The sequence below is a fragment of the Porphyromonas uenonis DSM 23387 = JCM 13868 genome (genome assembly GCF_000482365.1).
GTDB classification, from domain to species: domain Bacteria; phylum Bacteroidota; class Bacteroidia; order Bacteroidales; family Porphyromonadaceae; genus Porphyromonas; species Porphyromonas uenonis.
The window spans coordinates 53,149-74,939 of the sequence record NZ_KI535307.1 but is presented as its reverse complement, the minus strand read 5'-3'; the positions used below and the strand labels follow the sequence as shown (position 1 = coordinate 74,939).

The 21,791-nt window shown below is 54.1% G+C and carries 16 protein-coding genes and 1 pseudogene; 10 read left to right on the top strand and 7 right to left on the bottom strand.

Translation table 11 applies throughout. The features are described 5' to 3' along the window. Positions 1-29 precede the first annotated feature (29 nt). The 7 genes from L215_RS0105575 (at position 30) to hutH (ending at position 8,535) form a co-directional block, all read left to right on the top strand. Positions 30-1,028, top strand: a complete 999-nt coding sequence (locus tag L215_RS0105575) for a GSCFA domain-containing protein (protein WP_025882619.1) — start codon at positions 30-32, stop codon at positions 1,026-1,028. Next, positions 1,025-3,559: a bifunctional UDP-N-acetylmuramoyl-tripeptide:D-alanyl-D-alanine ligase/alanine racemase gene (locus tag L215_RS0105570; RefSeq protein ID WP_244869673.1), complete on the top strand. Its 2,535-nt coding sequence runs from the start codon at positions 1,025-1,027 to the stop codon at positions 3,557-3,559. The genes L215_RS0105575 and L215_RS0105570 overlap by 4 nt, the downstream gene beginning before the upstream one ends. Positions 3,560-3,698: 139 nt before the next feature. Then, entirely contained in the window at positions 3,699-4,604 is a 906-nt protein-coding gene (gene ftcD, locus L215_RS0105565) for a glutamate formimidoyltransferase (RefSeq protein ID WP_025882621.1), read from the top strand. A 47-nt stretch (positions 4,605-4,651) separates the two neighbouring features. Further along, positions 4,652-5,017: a four helix bundle protein gene (locus L215_RS0105560; protein ID WP_025882622.1), complete on the top strand. Its 366-nt coding sequence runs from the start codon at positions 4,652-4,654 to the stop codon at positions 5,015-5,017. A 49-nt stretch (positions 5,018-5,066) separates the two neighbouring features. Continuing rightward, complete coding sequence (gene hutI / locus L215_RS0105555; protein ID WP_027451469.1) at positions 5,067-6,341, top strand: imidazolonepropionase; 1,275 nt, start codon at positions 5,067-5,069, stop codon at positions 6,339-6,341. A 52-nt stretch (positions 6,342-6,393) separates the two neighbouring features. Then, positions 6,394-7,029, top strand: a complete 636-nt coding sequence (locus L215_RS0105550) for a cyclodeaminase/cyclohydrolase family protein (RefSeq protein WP_007365317.1) — start codon at positions 6,394-6,396, stop codon at positions 7,027-7,029. A gap of 6 nt (positions 7,030-7,035) precedes the next feature. Continuing rightward, a complete protein-coding gene (hutH, locus tag L215_RS0105545) occupies positions 7,036-8,535 on the top strand; it encodes a histidine ammonia-lyase (protein WP_025882623.1) in 1,500 nt (499 codons plus the stop codon). Positions 8,536-8,911: 376 nt separating this feature from the next. Here the strand turns inward: hutH and recG are convergent. The 5 genes and pseudogenes from recG to L215_RS0105520 form a co-directional block, all read right to left on the bottom strand. Next, positions 8,912-11,011 (bottom strand): annotated as a pseudogene (gene recG, locus L215_RS0105540) (ATP-dependent DNA helicase RecG); the annotation flags it as partial. Positions 11,012-11,034: 23 nt separating this feature from the next. Then, complete coding sequence (locus tag L215_RS0105535; RefSeq protein WP_025882625.1) at positions 11,035-11,787, bottom strand: IspD/TarI family cytidylyltransferase; 753 nt, start codon at positions 11,785-11,787, stop codon at positions 11,035-11,037. A 27-nt stretch (positions 11,788-11,814) separates the two neighbouring features. After that, positions 11,815-13,125: a ribosome biogenesis GTPase Der gene (der, locus tag L215_RS0105530; protein WP_025882626.1), complete on the bottom strand. Its 1,311-nt coding sequence runs from the start codon at positions 13,123-13,125 to the stop codon at positions 11,815-11,817. 72 nt (positions 13,126-13,197) lie between these two features. Next, positions 13,198-14,118 carry a GTPase Era gene (gene era, locus L215_RS0105525; protein ID WP_036871611.1) on the bottom strand — a complete coding sequence of 307 codons (921 nt, stop codon included), beginning with the start codon at positions 14,116-14,118 and terminating at the stop codon, positions 13,198-13,200. Next, entirely contained in the window at positions 14,090-15,112 is a 1,023-nt protein-coding gene (locus L215_RS0105520; protein WP_025882627.1) for a beta-ketoacyl-ACP synthase III, read from the bottom strand. The genes era and L215_RS0105520 overlap by 29 nt, the downstream gene beginning before the upstream one ends. 322 nt (positions 15,113-15,434) lie before the next feature. Between L215_RS0105520 and L215_RS0105515 the strand changes: the two genes are divergently transcribed. Genes L215_RS0105515 through L215_RS0105505 form a run of 3 tightly spaced genes read left to right on the top strand, consistent with a single transcriptional unit; the run spans position 15,435 to position 18,184 of the window. Then, on the top strand, positions 15,435-16,757 hold the full coding sequence (locus L215_RS0105515; protein ID WP_027451468.1) for a PhoH family protein: 1,323 nt from the start codon (positions 15,435-15,437) through the stop codon (positions 16,755-16,757). Positions 16,758-16,783: 26 nt separating this feature from the next. Then, positions 16,784-17,275, top strand: coding sequence for a preQ(1) synthase (gene queF / locus L215_RS0105510; RefSeq protein WP_025882628.1), 492 nt, complete (start codon positions 16,784-16,786; stop codon positions 17,273-17,275). 12 nt (positions 17,276-17,287) lie between these two features. After that, a complete protein-coding gene (locus L215_RS0105505) occupies positions 17,288-18,184 on the top strand; it encodes a diacylglycerol/lipid kinase family protein (RefSeq protein WP_027451467.1) in 897 nt (298 codons plus the stop codon). Between the two features lie 306 nt (positions 18,185-18,490). Here L215_RS0105505 and L215_RS0105500 read toward each other — a convergent pair whose 3' ends face one another. Further along, complete coding sequence (locus L215_RS0105500) at positions 18,491-20,134, bottom strand: hypothetical protein (RefSeq protein WP_025882629.1); 1,644 nt, start codon at positions 20,132-20,134, stop codon at positions 18,491-18,493. 416 nt (positions 20,135-20,550) lie between these two features. Further along, positions 20,551-21,783: a peptidase T gene (pepT, locus tag L215_RS0105495; protein WP_025882630.1), complete on the bottom strand. Its 1,233-nt coding sequence runs from the start codon at positions 21,781-21,783 to the stop codon at positions 20,551-20,553. Positions 21,784-21,791: the final 8 nt, after the last annotated feature.

The window sequence follows — 21,791 nt, the reverse complement described above, 5'->3', positions numbered from 1 at the left end:
GGTGGCTCTGCGCCTTGACACTTCACTAGATGCTCACCTCCCGATCCATACAGTGGTTCACACCGATTCAGGTAGCTCCTCTGCCCACCTCTATAGCGGGGCGCTATGGGGATCGTATCCTGACGCTTGGCTCTTGCTTTAGTGAGCATATAGGCGAGCATATGCGACACCTCGGATATGATGTGCTGGTCAATCCTTACGGTACGCTCTACAATCCGATCAGTATCTGCGACACGCTGGAGGATCTGCTCCTCGATGAGCAAGACTGCCCCGACTATACACCTTATATTATAGAGCGAGACGGATTCTACTATAGTCTGCGTCACCACAGCGCTATCTATGGCGAGAGCCAGGAGGCGCTACGTGAGGCGACCGCTCAGCTATGGCATACGGCTCATCGCCGACTAGCAGAGGCAAACTGGCTCTGGATCACACTCGGCACGACGCAAGTCTACTACCTTGCGGAGGGTGGTCGTGCTGTGGCAAACTGTCAGCAACTTCCCGCACGTCTCTTCGACAGACGGGACCTTCCCTTGGATCTTCTGCAGGAGCGTATGCTAGCGACGCTTTCACAGCTCCTTAAGCATCATTCGCTGCAGATAGTCCTGACGGTTAGTCCTGTGCGCTATCTGCAGGACGGCTTGGCGGAGAGCAACTTGTCAAAGAGCAAGCTACGTATCCTCTGCGACACGCTTTGTCGTGAGCTACCTGCCTGTCACTACTTTCCCGCGTATGAGATCCTACATGATGAGTTGCGGGACTACCGCTTTTACGCCAGTGACTTGACTCACCCGTCTGATGAAGCGGTCGCCTACATAGCCGATCACTTCGTCGCCTACTGGGCAAGCCAAGAGGAGCGTGAAGTGGAGAGGCGTCAGGCTGCTCAGCGTCTGCGCAAGCTGGCACTGCATCGGCCTAAGACGCCACACGGAGCCGAGCGACTACAGGCTCAGATCGCTGAGCGCATAGCACACTGCCGTGAGCGCTATGGAGAGAAGCTATGCGTAGCCTCCGTAGTAGAACCATGATGACCCTTATTTACAACACGATAATGTCTACACTGCAAAACATCCTTGAGTATCTTCGTCCTATCCAAACGCATCTCGTCGACGAGCGTCCGATACGACATATCCTGACCGATAGTCGTAAGCTCACTTCGCCGAGCGATAGCCTCTTCTTCGCGATGCGTACCGCCTCTGGTGACGGGCATAAATATATTCCCCAGCTTTACGAGCATGGGGTGCGGGCTTTCTTCATTTGCGAGCCGATCGAGCCCTATGTGGAGCGCTATCCTGATGCCAATATTGTACAGGTGCAGGAGACACTCCGTGCGCTCCAGCAGATAGCTAGCCACTGGCGTATGCGCTACAACTACCCAGTCATCGGCATCACGGGAAGCAACGGCAAGACGGTCGTCAAGGAGTTTCTCTATCACCTCCTCTCTGGTTGCTATCGCATCGTGCGTTCGCCAAAGAGCTACAACTCGCAGCTCGGTGTGCCGCTCTCGATACTGAATATGGAGGAGGAGCATACGCTCGCTATCTTTGAGGCGGGGATCTCGATGCCGATGGAGATGCTACGTCTCCAGCGTATCATACGGCCGACGCTCGGTATCTTGACCAACATTGGGGCGGCGCATCAAGAGAACTTTGTTTCGCTCAATCAGAAGATCGAGGAGAAGCTGCAGCTCTTCGTCGATGCTGACCACTTTGTCTATGATGCCGACAGCGATGAGATACAGCGAGGCATTGACAATTTGGGTCTTTCGGACAAGGCGATCGGCTGGAGCCTCACGCCTGGCAAAGCTTACTACCATGTCTTCTATAGCCCCTCAGGGGACGGCACCACAACCATCACAGTTCAGCATGCGGACGAGAGCAGTACGGTGACCATTCCCTTTGCGGATCAAGCCTCTATACAAAACGCTACGCACTGTCTCTGTCTCATTGGTCTCCTGCCACTCACCACGGCTCAGCGCCAGGCGGTGCTGGCTCGCTTTGCGACGCTTGAGGCGATCGAGATGAGACTGGAGGTCAAGGAGGGGCAGGCGGGCAATCGTCTGATCAACGACGCTTACAACAACGATATCAATTCGCTACGCATTGCGCTTGACTTTCAGAAGCAGCGCACGGCCACCTCGCATCAGCAGGCGGTGATCATTCTCTCCGATATCCTACAGAGTGCCCAGCTACCACGAGACCTTTACAAGCAGGTGGGCGAGATGATTGCGCAGTATCCCCACACGCTCTTCATCGGTGTGGGTCGGGAGCTGTGCAACTATCAGGACTACTTCCAGGGGAGTGGGGAAGGGAAGACCGCCTTCTACGAGACGACCGACCAGCTCCTTGCCGATGACCTCCTCAGCACCATCACTCATGCGGAGATTTTGGTCAAGGGGGCTAGACAATTCCAGTTCGAGCGTATCGTACAGCACCTAGCGAAGCAGGTGCATGAGACGACTCTAGAGATAGACCTCGAAGCTCTGGTGAACAATCTGAAAAGCTACAAAGCGCTCCTCTCACCCGAGACACGTATCATCGTCATGGCCAAGGCGCAGGGCTACGGTATCGGAGCTTACGAACTGGCCAAGGCGCTGGAGCAGCAAGACCTCGCAGCGCTAGCGGTGGCGCTGGCGGACGAGGGCAAGGAGCTTCGCAGCAAAGGGATCCTCCTGCCGATCATCGTGATGAATCCTGAGGTCGAGGCTTTTGAGGTGATGACGCAGAGTCGCCTAGAGCCTGAGATCTACAACGAGCGCATCCTCCGAGAGTTTGCCCGCCATGTGGAGCGTCAGGGCCTGAGCCACTATCCTGTTCATATCGAGCTAGACACGGGTATGCACCGTACGGGCTTTACGCCAGACAGAGCGACCCTCGAGCATCTCGCTCAGACGCTTCATGAGGTGGAGCCGCTGATACGGGTGCAGAGTATCTTTACGCACTTGGCTGCTGCCGATGAACCGACGATGAGCGACTTCACGGAGCAGCAGTTTGCCCTCTATGATGCAGGTGCCGACTACCTTACCAGTCAGCTCTCCTATCGTCCTCTGCGTCACGTCCAAAACACGGCCGGCATGGAGCGATACAACCATCATCACTACGACATGGCTCGTCTAGGAGTAGGGCTCTATGGTATCAGTGCTACGGGTAGTCTCACCCTCGAGCCTGTCGCTAAGCTACGTACCACGCTCCTACAGATTAAAACGATCCCTGACGGGGAGACTATCGGCTATGGACGTCGTGGGCAGGTCGCTCCTGGCGGGCAGATTGGCATTATACCTATTGGCTATGCCGATGGCTATGATAGGCGCTTCAGCTGTGGCGTGGGGAGCGTTATGATCCACGACACGCTCTGCCCGATTGTGGGCAACGTCTGTATGGACACCTGTATGGTCGATCTCACGGCACTCAAAGGGAAGGTCGCAGAGGGTGACGAGGTGATCATCTTTGGCGTGCCAGGCTTGCAGGTGAGTGACCTCGCAGAGCGCATCGGCACCATACCATATGAGGTGATTTCCAAGCTCTCGCCACGCATCAAGCGTACTTACTACAAGAGCTAACGCTCACTTTTGAGTTATTTTTCTCCTGAAAAAGCTTGACAGGACTTCAAATAATCAGTAACTTAGCGGAATGTTTCAGGAAACCTATCGAAAAGGCTTACCAAGATATCAAAACACAACACTATAAATAGATAATACTATGGCTATTCAGACAAAGATCGTAGAGTGTGTCCCCAACTTTAGCGAGGGACGTGACAAAGCAAAGATTGAGCAGATCGTACAACCCTTTAGAGAGACTAAGGGTGTCAAGCTCCTAGACTACAGCAATGACGAAGATCACAACCGCTGCGTGGTGACCGTCATGGGCGAGCCTGAGGCTGTCCGTAAGGCTGTCATCGCTGCTGTCGAGGTCGCTGTCAAGGTTATCGACATGACTAAGCACCAGGGCCAGCACCCACGTATGGGCGCTGTCGACGTTATCCCCTTTATCCCCATTCGCAATATGGAGATGGAGGAGGCTATCGAGCTCTCTAAGGAGGTTGGTAAGGAGATCGGCGAGCGCATCGGTGTGCCCGTCTTCCTCTATGAGAAGAGCGCTACAGCTCCTCACCGTGAGAACCTCGCTAAGATCCGCAAGGGTCAGTTTGAGGGTATGGCTGAGAAGATTCACGAGGATGAGTGGCACCCAGACTTCGGTCCAGCTGACATTCACCCCACAGCAGGTGTTGTAGCTGTCGGTGCACGTATGCCACTCGTCGCTTACAATGTTAACCTCAACACGGCTGACCTCTCTATCGCTGATGCCATCGCTAAGAAGGTACGTCACATCGGTGGCGGTCTACGCTTCTGCAAGGCTATGGGCGTAGAGCTGACTGACCGACACATCGTACAGGTCTCTATGAACCTCACCGACTACACCAAGACAGCTGTCTATCGTGCTCACGAGATGGTACGCATGGAGGCTCGTCGCTACGGTGTCGAGATCGTTGGCGCTGAGGTCATCGGCCTCGTACCTATGAAGGCGCTCATCGACTGCGCTGAGTACTACCTCGGCATCGAGAACTTCTGCGAGACCCAGATCCTGGAGCTCCGCATGATGGAGTAATGCGAACATAGAGATTAGAGGTTAGAAATTAGAGATTAGAAGATAGAGTGGCCGGCAAGGATCATAGAGAGTTGATCGTTTGGCAGAAAGCCATGCAACTGACCATAGATGTCTATAATCTCATACGCCAACTGCCACTGGAAGAGAAGTACGCACTCTCAGACCAAATGAGACGGTCGGCTCTCTCCATCCCCTCTAATATTGCAGAAGGGAATGCAAGGGAGAGCACTAGAGATACGAATCACTTCCTATACATAGCGCAAGGCTCTCGAGCAGAGCTAGAGACACAGCTAGAGCTTTGTCTGCGCATAGGGTACCTCTCAGAGCCTCAGATAAAAGAGCCTTTGGACCTTTCCAACGAAGTAGGACGTATGCTTGCAGGTCTCATCAAATCTCTAAAGTCTAACCTCTAACCTCTAACTTCTAACCTCTAAAGTCTAACCTCTAAATCTCTAATCTCTAATGTCCAATCTCTACCTATACAATATCGGTCAGATCGTGACTCGTCCAGGCTCCACCGCACAGCACGGCGCTGAGGCGATGCGTCAGATCGGAGTCATCGAGGGACCTGCCGCCATCATCGTACGACAAGGCAAAATAGCCTTCGTAGGAACTATGCAAGAAGCCGAGCAAGTAGACCACACCGACTGCGTCGCTTATGACGCTCAGGGCGGGTGCGTCCTGCCAGGCTTCGTCGATAGTCACACCCACCTCATCTTCGGTGGGTACCGTGAGGACGAGTTCCAATGGCGACTAGCGGGCGATAGCTACATGAGCATCATGGAGCGTGGCGGTGGTATAGCCAACACGATGAAGGCGACCCGTAGCGCAACGGCTGAGGAACTTACTCAGCGCGCCTCTGCACATCTAGACGCCATGCTATCCATGGGTGTCACCACCGTCGAGGCGAAGAGTGGTTACGGCATGGAGCTCGACACGGAGATCAAGCAGCTAGAGGTCATTCGGACACTACAGAAGCAGCACCCGATAGACCTTTACCCCACCTTCATGGGAGCGCACGACACACCGCCCGAGTACAAAGGTCGTTCCACAGACTTCATCCACTACCTCTGTGACACGGTCATGCCAGTAGTCGTAGAGCGAGGCTTGGCAGAGTGTTGCGATATCTTCACTGAGAAAGGAGTCTTCGACCATGAGCAGACACGCATCCTCTTGACCCATGCTAAGGAGCTAGGCCTCAAGGTCAAGATGCACGCCGACGAGATCGTCTCCTTCGGTGGCGCTGAGCTAGCAGCCGAGCTAGGTTGTCTCTCTGCAGACCACTTACTACAGATATCTGACAAAGGTATCCAAGCATTGGCTCAGAGCGACACCGTGGCTACCTGCCTTCCCTGTACAGCTTTCAGCCTGGGTGAAAAGTATGCGCCAGCACGTCGCATGATCGATGCTGGTTGCGCTGTAGCCGTTGCTTCCGACCTCAATCCTGGAAGCTGCTTTAGCTCCTCCATCCCACTCATGTTCGCTCTAGCGACCATCTATATGGGCATGACCGTCGAGGAGGCCGTCACAGCACTCACGCTCAATGGCGCAGCCGCCATCGGCCGTGCTGACCAAATAGGAAGCATCGAGGTAGGCAAGGCGGGAGACCTAGCGCTCCTACGCTTCCCCTCGTACAAGTTCCTCTCCTATCACTTTGGTGTCAACCTCGTACGAGCCACCATCAAGGCGGGTACCGTCTACGAAAACAAACTCGTGACCCCCACACCCAGCGTCTAGCCAGGCTAGTCGCTACCCATCTAATTAACTAACAAACAATCTCAATCATCCTATGAATAATAGTCTAACAGATTTGACTGTCAAGGGGCTTCTTGACGTCACCGCAGGCAAGGACCCTGTACCTGGAGGTGGTAGCATCTCAGCACTCAGTGGTTCCATCGCTGCAGCTCTCACCGAGATGGTCGCTGGCCTCACCATTGGCAAGAAGAAGTATGCCGAGGTCGAGGAGCAGATGAAGGAACTCGTCGAGCGTGTCCAGAAGATCCGTCAGCAGTTGATCCTCGATGTAGATCGTGACAGCGAAGCTTACAACGTTGTCTTTGCCGCTTTCCAAATGCCCAAAGAGACTGACGAAGAGAAGGCTGCTCGCTCTGCACAAATCCAAGAGGCCACCAAGATTGCGGCCAACGTACCCATGGAGGTCGCTCGTCGTGTCTACAGTCTGCTGAGCGATATTGAGGAGGTTGTCTCCAATGGTAACCAAAACGCTGTCACCGATGGCTGCGTCGCTATGATGTCCGCACGTAATGCGATCATCGGCGCACTCTTTAACGTCCGCATCAACCTGACCTCCATCAAGGACGAGCAGTTCGTCGCAGATATGACTGCTGAGGCAGACCGTCTCGAGCGTGAGGTGATCGAGCGTGAGGCTAAGGTCATAGAGTATACTAAAGAAGCTTGCAAATAAAGAAACATGTCAGCACGTAAATCATTCGCCATCGGTAGCGAGCAGCTCACCATCGAGCTATGCCGAGAGTATCTAGAGAACCACTTCGAGCTAACCCTCTCACCAGAGGCCGTCAAGCGTATCGAGCACTGCCGCAACTACCTAGACCGCAAGGTCGAGGAGGTCGACAAGCCCATCTACGGTGTCACCACAGGCTTCGGTTCACTCTGCAACCGCACCATCTCACCTGATCAGCTCACCAAGCTTCAGGAAAACATCGTCAAGAGCCACGCTTGTAGCTGTGGTGACGAGGTCGCAGCCCCCATCATTCGCCTCATGCTCCTTCTGAAGGCTCATGCCCTCCAGATCGGCAATAGTGGCGTACAGGTAGAGACCGTACAGCGCATCGTTGACATGCTCAATGCCGATGTCCTACCCGTCGTCTATGACCGCGGTTCGCTAGGTGCTTCAGGTGACTTAGCTCCTTTGGCCAACCTCTTCCTCCCGCTCATCGGTTACGGTGAGGTACGCTACAAGGGCGAGAAGCTTCCCTCCTGCGAGGTCCTCGGCAAGTTCGGCTGGAAGCCCATCAAGCTCAAGAGCAAAGAGGGTCTAGCCCTGCTCAACGGTACTCAGTTCATGAGCTCACACGGTGTCTATGCCCTCATACAGGCAGAGCGCCTCAAGCTAGCCGCTGACTGGTGCGCAGCACTCTCACTAGAGGCCTTCGCTGGACTAGATGCTCCCTACGATGATCGTCTGCATCAGATACGTCCACATCAGGGGCAAATACAAGTCGCAGCCCACATGCGTGAGCTACTCAAGGGCAGCGAGATGATTGCAAAGCCCAAACCACAGGTACAGGACCCATACAGCTTCCGCTGTGTGCCACAGGTACATGGAGCTTCCCGTGACGCCATCGCTTACGTGCGCAGTGTCGTCGAGACTGAGATCAACTCCGTCACAGACAATCCCACCGTCTTCCCCGATGACGATATGGTCGTCTCAGGTGGTAACTTCCACGGTCAGCCACTAGCCATCGTCTACGACTTCCTCGCTATAGCACTCGCTGAGCTAGGCAATATCTCAGAGCGTCGTGTCGCTCAGCTCATCCTTGGGCTACGCGACCTGCCTGAGTTCCTCGTTGCCAACCCCGGACTCAACAGTGGCTTCATGATCCCACAGTATGCCGCAGCCTCTATGGTCAGCCAAAACAAGATGTACTGCCACTCAGCAGCTAGCGATAGCATCGTCTCCAGCAATGGTCAGGAGGATCACGTCTCCATGGGAGCCAACGCAGCAACCAAGCTTATGCCACTCATCGCCAATCTCTATCGTCTCTTCGGCATCGAGCTACTCAATGCCGCTCAGGCTATCGAGTTCCGTCGTCCTATGAAGACCTCGGAGCGCCTTGAGGGCTTCCTCGCTACCTTCCGCAAGGTTTGTCCTCGCGTCGAGGATGACGTCGTCATGTACGAGCAGATGAACAAGGCTGAGGAGCTCATCAAGACCTTCCCCTTTGAGTAATCACTCGTCATAAGGTAGTGTAGGGACATCGCCCCCTCATACTACACCCCAATCGTGAGCGTGTCTGAGCACAGTCAGCACGCTCACTTTGTTTGCCATAGCCTGAAGGCCCCTGTGCCCTGCTCGAGAAGTAACCCTTGGGCAAATAAGTGAAACGCTACAGTCAAGCGAATCTTTTCCAACGGTGGAAAAGAAAGTTTCCTCCCTTGGAAAACTAAGTTTCCTCACTTGGAAATTTCATTTTCCAATACCGGAAAGCTTTTGGAAATCTCTCAGAATGGTTTATTTCGGTCCTCCGACTCGACACTCATCGTGCGTTCCTACATTTCGCTACTCGTTCCATGCATCCTAAAGCTCCTTCAATAGGAGCTGGGGATTAGCTGATTTGTCCCCAGTGGTGGGCGTTGGGGTGGATGCGCTCGAGGTTGATGCGGTAGAGCTCTGTGTCGGGTTTGTCGAGGAGGGGGCTATAGTCGAGGAGGTAGTTGACATCTAGCCGTGTGAGGGCGAGGAGATTGTAGTCCGCCACGGGGTCGGCTATGCTGATGCCCGCTAGGGTGCCGCTCTGTCGTGTCCCCTCCATCTGTCCAAAGCCTCGCAGGCGCATATCCTCCTCCGCTATCTTAAATCCGTCTTGCGTGGCAACCATCGTGTCGATGCGTTGCTTGGCATCGCCCTGCAGGTCGTCGGGCGTGACGAGGATGCAGTAGCTCTTGTCGCCACCACGTCCCACACGTCCCCGCAGCTGATGTAGCTGTGCCAATCCGAAGCGCTGCGCATCGTTGATCACCATGACCGTAGCGTTTGGCACGTTGACGCCCACCTCGATGACCGTCGTGGCAAGGAGTATCGGCACCTCTCCCGAGGCAAAGCGCTCCATCTGCTCCGCCTTGTCCTCGGCACTGAGTCGTCCGTGAACGTAGACGACTCGCTCTTCGCCAAATCGCTCTACGTACTCTTTGTAGCCTACCTCTAGATTAGCAAAGTCAGACTCTTCCGTTCCTTCGATCATGGGGAAGACGACGTAGATCTGTTGCCCACGATTGATCGTTTCGTTGATGAGACTGTAGAGTGTCTCCTTCTTCTTTTCTGCTATTTGGACGGTTGTGATCGGTTTGCGCCCAGGGGGCATCTCGTCTATGATCGAGACCTCGAGGTCGCCATACATAGTCATCGCTAGGGTGCGGGGGATGGGGGTGGCGCTCATGACGAGGATATGGGGTAGTGTCAACACGTTCTTGCCCCAGAGCTTGGATCGCTGGGCTACGCCAAAGCGGTGCTGCTCGTCAATGACGGCCATGCCGAGCTTGCGAAAGGCAACCCGCTCCTCTAATATAGCATGTGTGCCAATCAAGATGGAGAGGCTGCCATCGGCTAGTGCCGATAAGGTCTCACGTCGCTCTCTTGTCTTGCTACTTCCCGTGAGGAGTGCGATGGATACATCGAGCCCCTCGACGAACTCGGAGATGGTTTCGTAGTGCTGTTGCGCTAGGATCTCCGTCGGAGCGAGCATGCAGGCTTGGTAGCCGTTGTCTACGGCTAGGAGCATGGCAAAGAGCGCGACGAGGGTTTTACCACTGCCCACATCTCCCTGCAGGAGGCGGTTCATTTGTGCTCCCGATAGGGTGTCCCGACGTATCTCACGGAGGACTCGCTTTTGCGCTCCAGTGAGGTCGTAGGGGAGTGCGTGGTATAGACCGTTGAAGAGCTGACCCACCTGATCCAATCGGTAGCCCTCGTAGCGCATGCGCTGCATGACGGCTAGGCGACGTAGGTAGAGATTGAGGTAAAAGAGTTCGTCGTACTTGAGTCTGAACTTAGCCACCTGCGCCTGCTCGACACTTTTGGGGTGATGAATCCATCTGATAGCGGTCTGGAGTGGCGCTAGATGGCGGTGCGCTATGAGTGGCTCGGAGAGCGTCTCGGGGATGGAGAAGTAGGGGCTCTGGAGAAGCTGGTCGATGTAGCGTCCTAAGAATGCGGAGTCAATGCGGGAGCGCTTGAGTCGCTCGGTGATTCGGTAGATCGGTTGGTACCCACCGACGGATGGGTTGGGCTTGTCTGCGAGTTTGATCTCAGGGTGTGTGATCTGCAGTTGATTATTGAAGAACTGTAGTTTGCCGTAGACGATATATTTGCACCCAGGGGTGAGTGAGCGCTGGATGTAGTTGAGCCCCTTGAACCAAACCAAGAGCAACTCTCCCGTGTCGTCCATAAGTCGTGCCGAGAGGCTGCTCTTGCGCCCCAAAGAGGGCGCGCTAAAGGGTTGTAAGATCCCCTCGACCTGTACCTCCGACATGGAGGGCATGAGCGAGCCTATGGGGTAGATGACCCGACGGTCGGCGTAGCGGTAGGGGATGTAGTAGAGCAGGTCCCGATAGGTGTGCAGGTCTAGCTCTTCGGCTATCAGTTGCGCCCGCTTGGTGCCCAGTCCAGGCAGATCTGCTAGGGGTGTGGTCAGGAAGCTCATAGCAGTATGGGCAGAGAGGGGAGGATGGGCTACCGACTTGAGAGTAGTCGCTGTGTAAGTCGCAGACGCTCCTGACGGGATATGGTCAGGAGATGCTCACCCCAGTAAAGCTGGTCAGGAGTCGTAATCTTGATATTCTCCGTGGTGTCAGGGACTAAGACAAGGTCGCTGTAGAGCTGGTCATAGACAGAGCAGTCGTCCGTAAAACTCTCCTGAAAGGGCTGCTGATAAGCCTCCTTGATGCGCTCCGACCAGAAGACTTGTGGCGTGCGTACCAAGCGGTAGCGACTACGATCTACAGCTTGCGAAGGTTGTGCTCCTGCCCCTTCGTCAGAGAGGTAGCGTAAGCTCTCCGAGAACTGTAGGACAGGCACAGCAGCACCCACTCGCTGAGCCTCTTCGTAGCATTTGTCCACCACTTCCTTAGAGACGAAAGGGCGTACCGCATCGTGTATGCCGACGAGCGTGCCGTCGGGTACGGCCCGTAGAGCCCGACGCACTGTTTCAAAGCGCGTTTTGCCTGCCAATGTGAGATGGGTTCGATCGGCAAGACCTATCGTTTGGAGCATATCCTCAATGATGATACGGTACTCGTACGATATGCCTATGACGATGTAGTCCACACACTTAGAGAGAGCCTCTACGGTGTGCTGGAGGATCGTCTTGCCACCCAGCTTGATATACTGCTTGGGCAGATCAGCCCCCATACGGACACCCGACCCTCCAGAGGGGATGACGAGATATCTCTTAGTATGATCTGACGCCTTTACTGCTTGCTCCATGTTTATAGTAAGTTGTGAAGGGGAAGATTACTTCTCTCTGAGGAAGACATTGATGGGAGTGCCGCAGAAGTCCCAGTTCTTGCGGATTTGATTTTCGAGAAAGCGCTTGTACGGCTCGCGCACCCACTGAGGTAGGTTGGCATAAAAGGCAAATGTCGGCACCGCTGTGGGGAGCTGCTGGACAAACTTGATCTTGATGTACTTACCCTTGATAGAGGGTGGTGGAGTCTTCTCGATGAGTGGCAGCAAGACTTGGTTAAGCTCGTGCGTCGGTATGCGGGTCGAGCGCATATCGTAGACATGCTGCGCCATCTCGATCACCTTCAGGATGCGCTGCTTATTGAGTGCTGAGATGAAGATGATAGGAAAGTCGGTAAAGGGGGCAAACCTTGCACGGATCGCCTCCTCCATGGTGCGCTGTACGGGCAGGCTCTTGTCCTCGACAAGGTCCCACTTATTGACGCAGACGACCAGCCCCTTGTTATTGCGCTGGATCACCCGAAAGATGTTGGCGTCCTGAGCCTCGATTCCTCTCGTAGCGTCGATGAGCATGATGCAGACATCGGCATTCTCGATAGCACGGATGGCACGGATCACGGAGTAGTACTCAAGATCTTCGTTGACCTTGCCTTTCTTGCGGATGCCTGCCGTGTCGACGAGATAGAAGTGCTGATTGTACTTGTCGTACTCGGCAAAGATGCTGTCACGCGTGGTGCCCGAGCGGTCGGTGACTATGTTGCGTTCCTCGCCGATGAGAGCGTTCAGGAGCGAAGACTTACCCGCATTCGGTCTGCCCACGATGGCAAAGCGAGGCAACTCAAGAAGAGGTTCATGGTTGCCCTCCTTGGGGAGCAGCTCTAGGATATGATCGAGGAGGTCACCCGTTGAGGAACCGTTGATAGCAGAGATAGGGTAGGGATCGCCCAGACCTAGAGAGTAGAACTCGGCGGCGTCGTTGTGCTGGGTGAAGTTGTCCGCCTTGTTAGCCACCAAGATGACAGGCTTGCTGGTCTGTCGGAGCATCAGAGCTATCTCGTCGTCTAGGTCTGTCACACCGTTGAGGATGTCCACGACAAAGAGTATCAGGTCAGCCTCTTCGACCGCTATGCGGACCTGCTTATTGATCTCCTCCTCAAAGACATCATCACTGCGCAAGACCCATCCGCCCGTGTCTACAATCGAAAAGGTACGCTCACACCAAGTGACGTGGCCGTACTGTCGATCACGAGTCGTACCCGCTTCGTCTGTGACGATCGCTTGGCGGGAGCGGGTCAGACGGTTGAAGAGGGTACTCTTGCCCACGTTGGGGCGCCCTACGATGGCTACTAGATTACTCATAGCTTGATATCTCTTATAGACTACGTCAGTCTGCTTAGTATATAAATAGGTGCGTCAAAAGCTACTCAACGGCTAGATGTCATAGCCGAACTGTGTCAATGCTTGATCGCTCTGACGCCAATCCTTATCCACACGAACCAATAGTGTCAGGTGGATATGCTTGTCAAAGAATCGCTCCAGATCCTTTCGTGCCGAAATGCCTAGACGCTTGATTGCGGAGCCTTTATGCCCGATGATGATTCCCTTCTGAGACTCACGCTCCACGAGGATCACGCAGCGCATGTCAATCCTGTCTGGACTCTCGACAAACTCCTCCACGACTACCTCCACAGCGTACGGCACCTCCTGATGATAGTACTGAAGTGCCTTCTCGCGAATGATCTCCGAGACGAAAAAGCGTGCTGGTCGATCGGTCAGCGCATCCTGCTCGAAGTAAGGTGGCGATACGGGAAGTAGCTCCTCAATGCGCTTCTTGAGCGGCGCTAGGTTAAACTGTCTCAACGCCGACACGGGGATAATCTCCGCCTGTGGGATGACACTGTGCCAGTAGTCGACCAGCTCCTCCAGATGTTTCTGCTCGGTCAGGTCTACCTTGTTGATGACAATGATGATCGGGCAGGAGAGTCGCTGTACACGCTCCACAAAGTCGTGATGCTTGTCTCGCTCCTCCATCGTATCGGTGACGTAGAGTAGCAGGTCGGCATCCTCTAGCGCTTGCTCCGAGTAAGCACGCATACGCTCTTGCAGCTTGTAGCTAGGCTGTAGCACACCAGGCGTGTCGCTGTAGACCACCTGCATGCGATCGCTATTGACGATGCCTAGGATACGGTGCCGCGTCGTCTGCGCCTTGCTCGTGATGATGGAGATGCGCTCTCCGACCAGGTAGTTCATCAGCGTCGACTTACCCACATTGGGGTTGCCGACGATGCTCACGAAGCCACTCTTGTAGCCTTCTGGCAAGGGCTTACCGGCGCGGTGCTGTAGCTCCGTCATAGCCCCAGACTAGATAGATAGCTCCCCACGTGTACCCGGCACCAAAGGAGCTTAGGATGAGCTTGTCGCCCTTCTTGAGTTTAGGCTCATACTCCCAGAGACAGATAGGTATCGTAGCGGAGGATATGTTACCATACTTCTGAATGGTCACCATCACCTTGTCCATCGGCACATCGGTGTACTCCGATACCGCCTGGATGATACGCATATTAGCTTGGTGAGGTACTACCCAAGCGACATCATCGTTGGTCAGATGATTGCGCTTCATCACTTCACGGCTCACACGAGCCATGTCGAGGACAGCATTCTTGAAGACATACTGCCCCTCCTGATAGACAAAGTGCTCACGTCGTGCGACCGTCTCTGCCGTGGCAGGGCTAGCCGATCCACCCGACTTCATGATCAGGTGCGAGCGTCCATTGCCGTCTGTCTTGAAGAGGGCATCCTGCACGCCTAGCGAAGTGTCTTCCGTACGCTCTAGCAAGACGCATCCCGAGCCATCGCCAAAGAGCGGACTCGTCTGGCGGTCGGTGTAGTCGACTGCTGCGGACATCTTTTCGGTAGCCACTACGATCAGGCGCTTGTACTGTCCAGAGCGGATGAAGTTGGCACCCGTCTCTAAGGCGTAGAGCCAGCTAGGACAGGCCGAGTTAATGTCAAAGGTAAAAGCGTGGCGACACCCAGTCTCAAAGGCTACGATCGAAGAGGTCGAGGGAAAGTGGTAGTCGGCCGTATTGGTTGCTAGTATGACACCCTCTACAGAGAGCGGGTCTATATTCCATCGCTCCAACATCTGGCGAACAGCTTGGATAGCTAGGTAGGAGGCACCGAGGCTCTTGTCCTTGAGTATGCGGCGCTCCTTGATGCCTACACGTGTCATAATCCACTCGTCGGTGGTGTCGACCATCTGCTCCAGGTCGGCATTAGTCAGTCGATCCTCCGGTAGGTAAGCCCCTACGGCAGTGATCATCGCATTGTATTGGGTCGAAATCATGTACTAGATACTACTCTGAAATGGTATTCAGTCGCTAAGGTAGTAAAAATCGACCAACGAACATACATCTTGCCCGAAATATATTAGCTAAGTGCCACGGCTCTGCCATAAGGGGAATAAATAGATGCTGGCCGTTTGTCATAAAATAACTAACTTTGGGACGAGCAAGAAACAAGCTCGCAAATACCAACTAGAAGAACAGACTAACATGCCAACAGCCCAAAAGAAAAACACCTCTGCTACGACAGAGCGAAAGGAAACCACCAGCAAGAGTCACTCTAAGACGACACCCCGCTCCAACGCCAAGAGCAAGGCTACCGTTGTGTCGCATAGTAAGAACTTTGTCCTAGACACCAACGTCATCCTGCACGACTATGAGTGCATCGACAAGTTTGAGGACAATGATATCTATCTCCCGATCGTCGTACTCGAAGAGCTGGACAAGTTTAAGAAAGGCTCCGATCAGATCAACTTCAACGCACGCGCTTTCGTTCGCAAGCTCGACGACTTGACTGACGCTGACTTCTTCGAGCATGGCGCTGAATTAGGAGAGGGGAGAGGGCGCCTCTACGTTTACCTAGGCAATAAGCCTCATGAGCGTGTGGCGCATGCCTTTGGGGAAAACATCCCCGACCACAAGATCCTGAGCGCTACGCTACACATCGCTGAGGAAAACGAGAGTGAGCAGACGATCCTCGTGAGCAAGGATATCAACCTGCGCATGAAGGCTAAGTCGCTCGGCATACCTGTGGAGGACTACTTCAACGATAAGGTGCAGACCTTCGACCTCTTTGACGAGGCTCAACCAGTTTTCGAGGGGATCGATGTGGAGCTCATCAATCGTCTTTACAATGATGATCAGGGAGTTCCACTTGACGAACTAGAGTTTGGCAGCAAGTTGATACCCAATGAGTGCTTCGTCCTCAAGAGCGATCAGAGCAGTGTGCTGGCGCGCTACAACCCCTTTGAGGCGATGGTGCGACGGGTCGATAAGTTCACCCATATGGGCATCACGCCGAGGAATGCGGAGCAGGCCTTTGCCTTTGACGTGCTGATGGATCCCAACGTGCTCCTCGTGGCGCTCTCGGGCAAGGCCGGTACGGGCAAGACGCTCCTAGCTCTAGCGGCTGCTCTAGATCAAGCTGATCGCTATGGGCAGGTCATGCTCGCGCGTCCTATAGTGGCGCTCTCCAATAAGGATTTGGGCGCTCTCCCGGGTACGGAGCAGGAGAAGATACGTCCCTATATGCAGCCACTCTTTGACAACCTGAATGTGATCAAGTCGCAGTTCAAGGGTGGTAAGCAGCAGGCTGAGCTGGAGAAGCTACAGCAGGACAATAAGCTCATCATTGAGGCGCTGGCTTATCTGCGTGGTCGCAGTCTGGCGGACGCCATCGTGATCGTCGATGAGGCGCAAAACCTAACCCCGAACGAGGTCAAGACGATCATCACGCGTGCTGGTGAGGGGACGAAGATGATCTTCTGCGGTGACGTGGAGCAGATCGACTCGCTTTACCTAGACAGCCAGAGCAATGGCCTCGCCTACATGATCGACAAGATGCGTGGCGAGACACTCTTTGCGCATGTCAACCTGATCAAGGGCGAGCGTAGTGAGCTCAGTGAGCTGGCTTCGCACCTACTCTAATACTATAGACACCCCAAATCTGGAATATGAAAGAAACTACATCACCCTCGACGGCTCGTGACGGAGCCGTCGAGGGACTCTCCCTCCTAGGCAATAAGCGCACAGTCTACGCACAGGACTACGATCCGAGTGTGCTGGAGGCTTTTGAGAATAGACATCAAGACCGAGACTACCGCGTACGCTTTGAGTGCCCTGAGTTCACGGCGCTCTGTCCTATTACGGGGCAGCCTGACTTCGCCACCATATATATAGAGTATGTCCCAGACGTGCGTATGGTCGAGAGCAAGAGTCTCAAGCTCTATCTCTTTAGCTTCCGCTCGCATGGCGCCTTTCATGAGGATTGTGTCAATATTATCATGGACGATCTGATCCGTCTGATGGACCCGAAGTATATTGAGGTGACAGGTGACTTCTCTCCACGAGGGGGCATTAGCATTGTGCCATTTTGCAACTACGGTCGCCCTGGCACCCCATACGAGGCTTATGCTCGTGAGCGTATGCTCGCCTTCCACCACTAGCTCTACTGCGGTATGAAAGGGTCTAAGCGAAAGTACCTAACCATCATCAATCCTAACTCTGGCACAAGTCGCAAGACGAGTATCCCAGAGCTGGCTTACAACATCCTCTCTGAGAATGGCAGTGAGCTTTACTTCGTCTATACCAACGAGCAGGGTCACGTGGCGCAGATCATAGACGATGTGGCGGGCCAGGGCTTTGACGTGGTGATAGGCGTCGGTGGTGATGGTACAATCAACGAGGTAGCTGATGCGGTACGCCCTACGGATATGACGATGGGCATCATCCCGATGGGCTCGGGCAATGGACTGGCGCGCTCCCTTGACATACCGATGGACCCCGAGGCTGCTCTAGAGGTGATTCGCAAGGGGTATATTAAGCGAATCGACTGCTGCGAGGCCAATGGGGTCCCATTCTTCGTGACCTTTGGCGTAGGCTTTGATGCGCAGGTGACCGCTAGCTACGATCAGAAGAGCTTTCGAGGTCCGCTCTCTTACGTCCTCTCGACGGTCGATCAGTTTATCAAGCACAAGTCCTCGCTCTATCGCCTCCATCTCAATGGTGAGGTGATCGAGCAGAAAGCTTTTCTCGTGACCTGCGCTAATGCGGATCAGTATGGCAACAATGCCATCATAGCTCCCGAGGCGGAGCTAGACGACGGACTCTTTGACGTGGTGGTCATCCGCAATATGTCCTTATTGAAGGCTCCGCAGGTGGCGATCAACCTCTTTACCAAGAATATCAACGAGAGCGCCTCCATCGACATCTACCGCACCGACCATCTCATCATCGAGCGTGAGAATGCGGACTATGCGCAGGTGGACGGTGAACTCCTCGAGTTGGGTCGTCGCATCGAGATCACCATCCAGAAGCAACAACTCCCCATCCTAGTCCCGCTGCCCAAAAGCTAACTCCCCAAAGAGACTGTTGCAATAGTCAACAGACTCACAATCTTGCTTGCAAGATTGTCTTGACTTTGCAGAAAGGATGAAGCGCAAGGCGCTGAGGGTGAGGTCTGAAGGGAGCATACATCCGTATGTGACCGAAGCCGAATCCCGAAAGCAACGCAGCGATTCGCCTTTATGCAATAGTCTCCAAAACGGAGCTTTAGCACAAACCTAAATCTATAAAACAAGAGCCTGCCCGCTGGTTAGCGAGTAGGCTCTTGCTTTGCTTAGAGCACTGGGACTGTCGCACAGGGGCGACAGGCTCCTTGCTTAGCGGTGCATGTAGTGCGTGTTCAGGCGGATCTGCTTGCCCGCTTGAGGCTTGTAGTCATCGCCAGGCCAGAAGTCTGAGACAATTAGTTTGGAGCCTATTCCCGTTAGCTTTACTACATGGAGAGAGATGCCGTGCTCTGCATTGTAGTAGTACCAATACTCGTTGCCGAGCTGATCCTTGCCTAGACCAGTGTACTGGTAGCCAGCCTTCTCGAGGGCAGCTTTGAGCTCCTTGTCAATACCCGTCTTGAATTGCTTGGTAGAGTTGATCGTTAGAGCACCCTTATTATAGACATGCATATTGTCCTTGGTTGCATTCTCGGCGGCGCAGTAGTGATAGCCATTGATGGCAGCTGCTTTAAACTTAGAGAGGTCCTTAATAGAGACCTGCAGGCGGGTAGAGGCATAGTCTATCTTGCCATCATCGCCTTTTACAGGAGCATAGTAGGTGACATCCTCTCCCTTAGCCATCTCACTGGTGTAGATAGAGCCCGCGGGTGTCCCTGGGGTGGGCTCGTCGGCGGGGTTAAACTTCTCACCAAAGTTGTAGGAGGGGAAGATGCTGGTGTCCTCTGCGGGATCAGGTGTGGGAGCCTCCTTCTTGGCTGAGAAGCTAAAGGCGACGCCACCTTGAGCCTCCATGATGAGGAGTGTGTAGTATTCGTTTTCGCTGCTGTAGGCGTTGTTGCCGACAGCCGTCTTTTGGGGTTTGCTAAAGCCGTTGTTTACAAACCACTCGGCTACATCGGGATTGCTCTCGACCATCTTGATGGTGAGCGCATAGCTGAGTGCTAAGATACCAGGCTTGTAGGTTTCACCATTGGATGTGTAGCCCTTCGGGTAATAGCTGACTAGGTCGAAGTTGCCCTTGTTCTTGTCCTTAGCTACAAAGTTTGCACGCTTAGGATCATTCAGCGGCTTCTCCTGTCTCAGCCCTAGAGCCGTCTCATATTTGCGAATCTCATCTAGAGAGGTCTCCTCAGCCTTCTTGCTAGTGAAGGGGAAGTCCTTGAGTGTCTTGTCTAGGTCTACCTTGGCAACTGACCCTGGCAACGGGAGGAAGGAGAGCTGAGCATATCCAGCCTGATCTTTGCTCTGAGAGACCCCTACGACAAGGTTCCCCTTGCTGTACATAGGCGTTTTGCTGGAGATGTCGTCCATCGCTGTGAAGCCATCATTGATGGTCATCATGTCAAACTCTTTTCTGATTTCGCCCTGCTCATTGTAGACAAGCTTCTTATCGATGAGGAGGGTTGATATCTGTAGTTTACCCTGGCCTGCGTTGCCGACGAGGTAGATGCGTAGAGGCTGCTTGCCACTCTTGTCCTGCGTGTTGAAGACGTAGTTCTTGATCTTCTGACCCTTAAAGTCAGCGACCACCTCTTTCGCTAGCATGGCTCCGTGCGCTGCCTCCCACTTTTTGAGGGGTAGTTCACCCGCTGTAAAGTCTACAAAGGGTATCGGCAGGTGCTTCAAGTTGCCATCAGCATCTAGCTCATAGATGGGCGTGTACTTGCCCATCGGGATGGTGTCCTCCTTGTTGGGGTCGCCTCCATCATCAGGGCACTCTGGGTAACAGCCGACTAGCCCAAAGCATGTTGATAAGATCAATGCGAGGACCAGGTAAATTTGCTTATTCATAGTTTTCTAACCTTGTTAGTGTATATATCTGCGATGTCTTAGAAATTAAATAGCGAAGGGAGGCAACCACAGCAGATGATTGTCGTCATTCATCTGAAGAAATAGACCTCCCCTGCGGACAAAGATACGAAAACAAAGAGAACTACGCCTCTTCGCTAGACAGTTCCTCCGTTGGAACTGAAAAGTTCCTCCGTTGGAACTAAAAAGTTCCTCCGTTGGAACTAAAAAGTTCCTGCCTTGGAACTAAAAAGTTCCAAGAGGGGAACCGTTTTTGGAACTCGTAAGTATCACAAGGATAGTGCGATACGAAGGAGCTTTAGCAGCACCCTTTGTAGTAAGGGGACGATAAAAAGAGATGTAGCCCGCTGGTAGGAGAGATTTCCTACTAGCGGGCTACATATTTAATGTGTTGGCTTTTAGTCTAAAGCTCTTGATGTGGCATAGCGATGGACTAGCTGCGTTACGATGGCGAGGCAGCGCTCCATAGCATCGAGCGAGCAGTACTCGTGGATGGAGTGGAAGTTGCCCCCACTGGTGAAGATGTTGGGGCAGGGGATGCCTCGCTCCGAGAGGACCGCCCCGTCGGTACCGCCACGTATCGGCTGGATGATAGGCTTGACACCGACAGCCTCGTAGGCTGCCACCGCATGCTCGATGACCTCTGGGTGTGGAGCGATGTAGTCGTACATATTACGGTACTGGTAGGAGACTTCGACTGCCAGCTGAGCGGCGTGAGGCTCTTCGTTGATCTGCTGAGCCACCTCTCGGATGCGTTCTATGCGCTCCTCTAGGAGCTGACGGTCGTGGTCGCGTATGATGTACTTAGCGGTCGCAGACGAGACATCTCCCTCCATGTGGCATAGATGCAGGAAGCCTTCCCGCCCCTGGGTTACCTCGGGTCGCTCGTGCGTGTAACCTAGTCTGTAGTCGAGCTTGATGAGCGACTGGAGTGCGTGGCGCATCGTGTGGTAGGCACTGCCTGGGTGAACGTTGAGCCCCGTGGCTGTGATGCGTGCAGAGGCTGCGTGAAAGCACTCGTACTCAAACTCGCCTTCGAGTCCTCCGTCGATGGTGTAAGCGTAGGTCGCCTGAAGCTGGCTCTCGTCAAAGGACTCCAGACCTCGCCCCACCTCTTCGTCTGTAGTGAAGGCAAGTGCGATAGGTCCGTGCGCTAACTCGGGCTTGCTCTGTAGCTCCGCAGCAAGGGTCATCAAGATGGCGACACCCGCCTTGTCGTCAGCTCCGAGGAGTGTCGTCCCGTCGCTCGTGATGAGCGTATGCCCCACATAGCGTAGTAGATCGGGGTAGTCACTGGGACTGAGTATGCTCCCCTTTAGCTGGATCGGCTTGCCGTCGTAGTTAGGGTGGAGACAGGGAGAGACCTTTTCGCCAGGAGCTTCGGGAGAGGTGTCTACATGAGCGAGGAGCGCGATGCGGGGAACCTCTTCGTAACCGGCCGTGGCTGGGATTTGCGCTATCACATAGCCCGCATCATAGCAGGTGGCTGGTATCTGTAGCGCCTCTAGCTCCGAGTGAAGCAGACGGAGCAAGTCCCACTGACAGGAGGTCGAGGGCTTCGTCGGACTATTCGGATCGGAGGTGGTGTGCACCTTTACGTAGCGGAGGAATCGCTCTAGGAGTTGACTCATAGCGTGTG

Excerpts from the sequence above, each read along its gene's own strand:
- L215_RS0105575 (WP_025882619.1), top strand. The coding sequence starts at position 30 with ATGCTCACCTCCCGATCCATACAGTGGTTCACACCGATTCAGGTAGCT.
- L215_RS0105570 (WP_244869673.1), top strand. The coding sequence starts at position 1,025 with ATGATGACCCTTATTTACAACACGATAATGTCTACACTGCAAAACATC.
- ftcD (WP_025882621.1), top strand. The coding sequence starts at position 3,699 with ATGGCTATTCAGACAAAGATCGTAGAGTGTGTCCCCAACTTTAGCGAG.
- hutI (WP_027451469.1), top strand. The coding sequence starts at position 5,067 with ATGTCCAATCTCTACCTATACAATATCGGTCAGATCGTGACTCGTCCA.
- L215_RS0105550 (WP_007365317.1), top strand. The coding sequence starts at position 6,394 with ATGAATAATAGTCTAACAGATTTGACTGTCAAGGGGCTTCTTGACGTC.
- hutH (WP_025882623.1), top strand. The coding sequence starts at position 7,036 with ATGTCAGCACGTAAATCATTCGCCATCGGTAGCGAGCAGCTCACCATC.
- L215_RS0105535 (WP_025882625.1), bottom strand. The coding sequence starts at position 11,787 with ATGGAGCAAGCAGTAAAGGCGTCAGATCATACTAAGAGATATCTCGTC.
- der (WP_025882626.1), bottom strand. The coding sequence starts at position 13,125 with ATGAGTAATCTAGTAGCCATCGTAGGGCGCCCCAACGTGGGCAAGAGT.
- era (WP_036871611.1), bottom strand. The coding sequence starts at position 14,118 with ATGACGGAGCTACAGCACCGCGCCGGTAAGCCCTTGCCAGAAGGCTAC.
- L215_RS0105520 (WP_025882627.1), bottom strand. The coding sequence starts at position 15,112 with ATGATTTCGACCCAATACAATGCGATGATCACTGCCGTAGGGGCTTAC.
- queF (WP_025882628.1), top strand. The coding sequence starts at position 16,784 with ATGAAAGAAACTACATCACCCTCGACGGCTCGTGACGGAGCCGTCGAG.
- L215_RS0105505 (WP_027451467.1), top strand. The coding sequence starts at position 17,288 with ATGAAAGGGTCTAAGCGAAAGTACCTAACCATCATCAATCCTAACTCT.
- L215_RS0105500 (WP_025882629.1), bottom strand. The coding sequence starts at position 20,134 with ATGAATAAGCAAATTTACCTGGTCCTCGCATTGATCTTATCAACATGC.
- pepT (WP_025882630.1), bottom strand. The coding sequence starts at position 21,783 with ATGAGTCAACTCCTAGAGCGATTCCTCCGCTACGTAAAGGTGCACACC.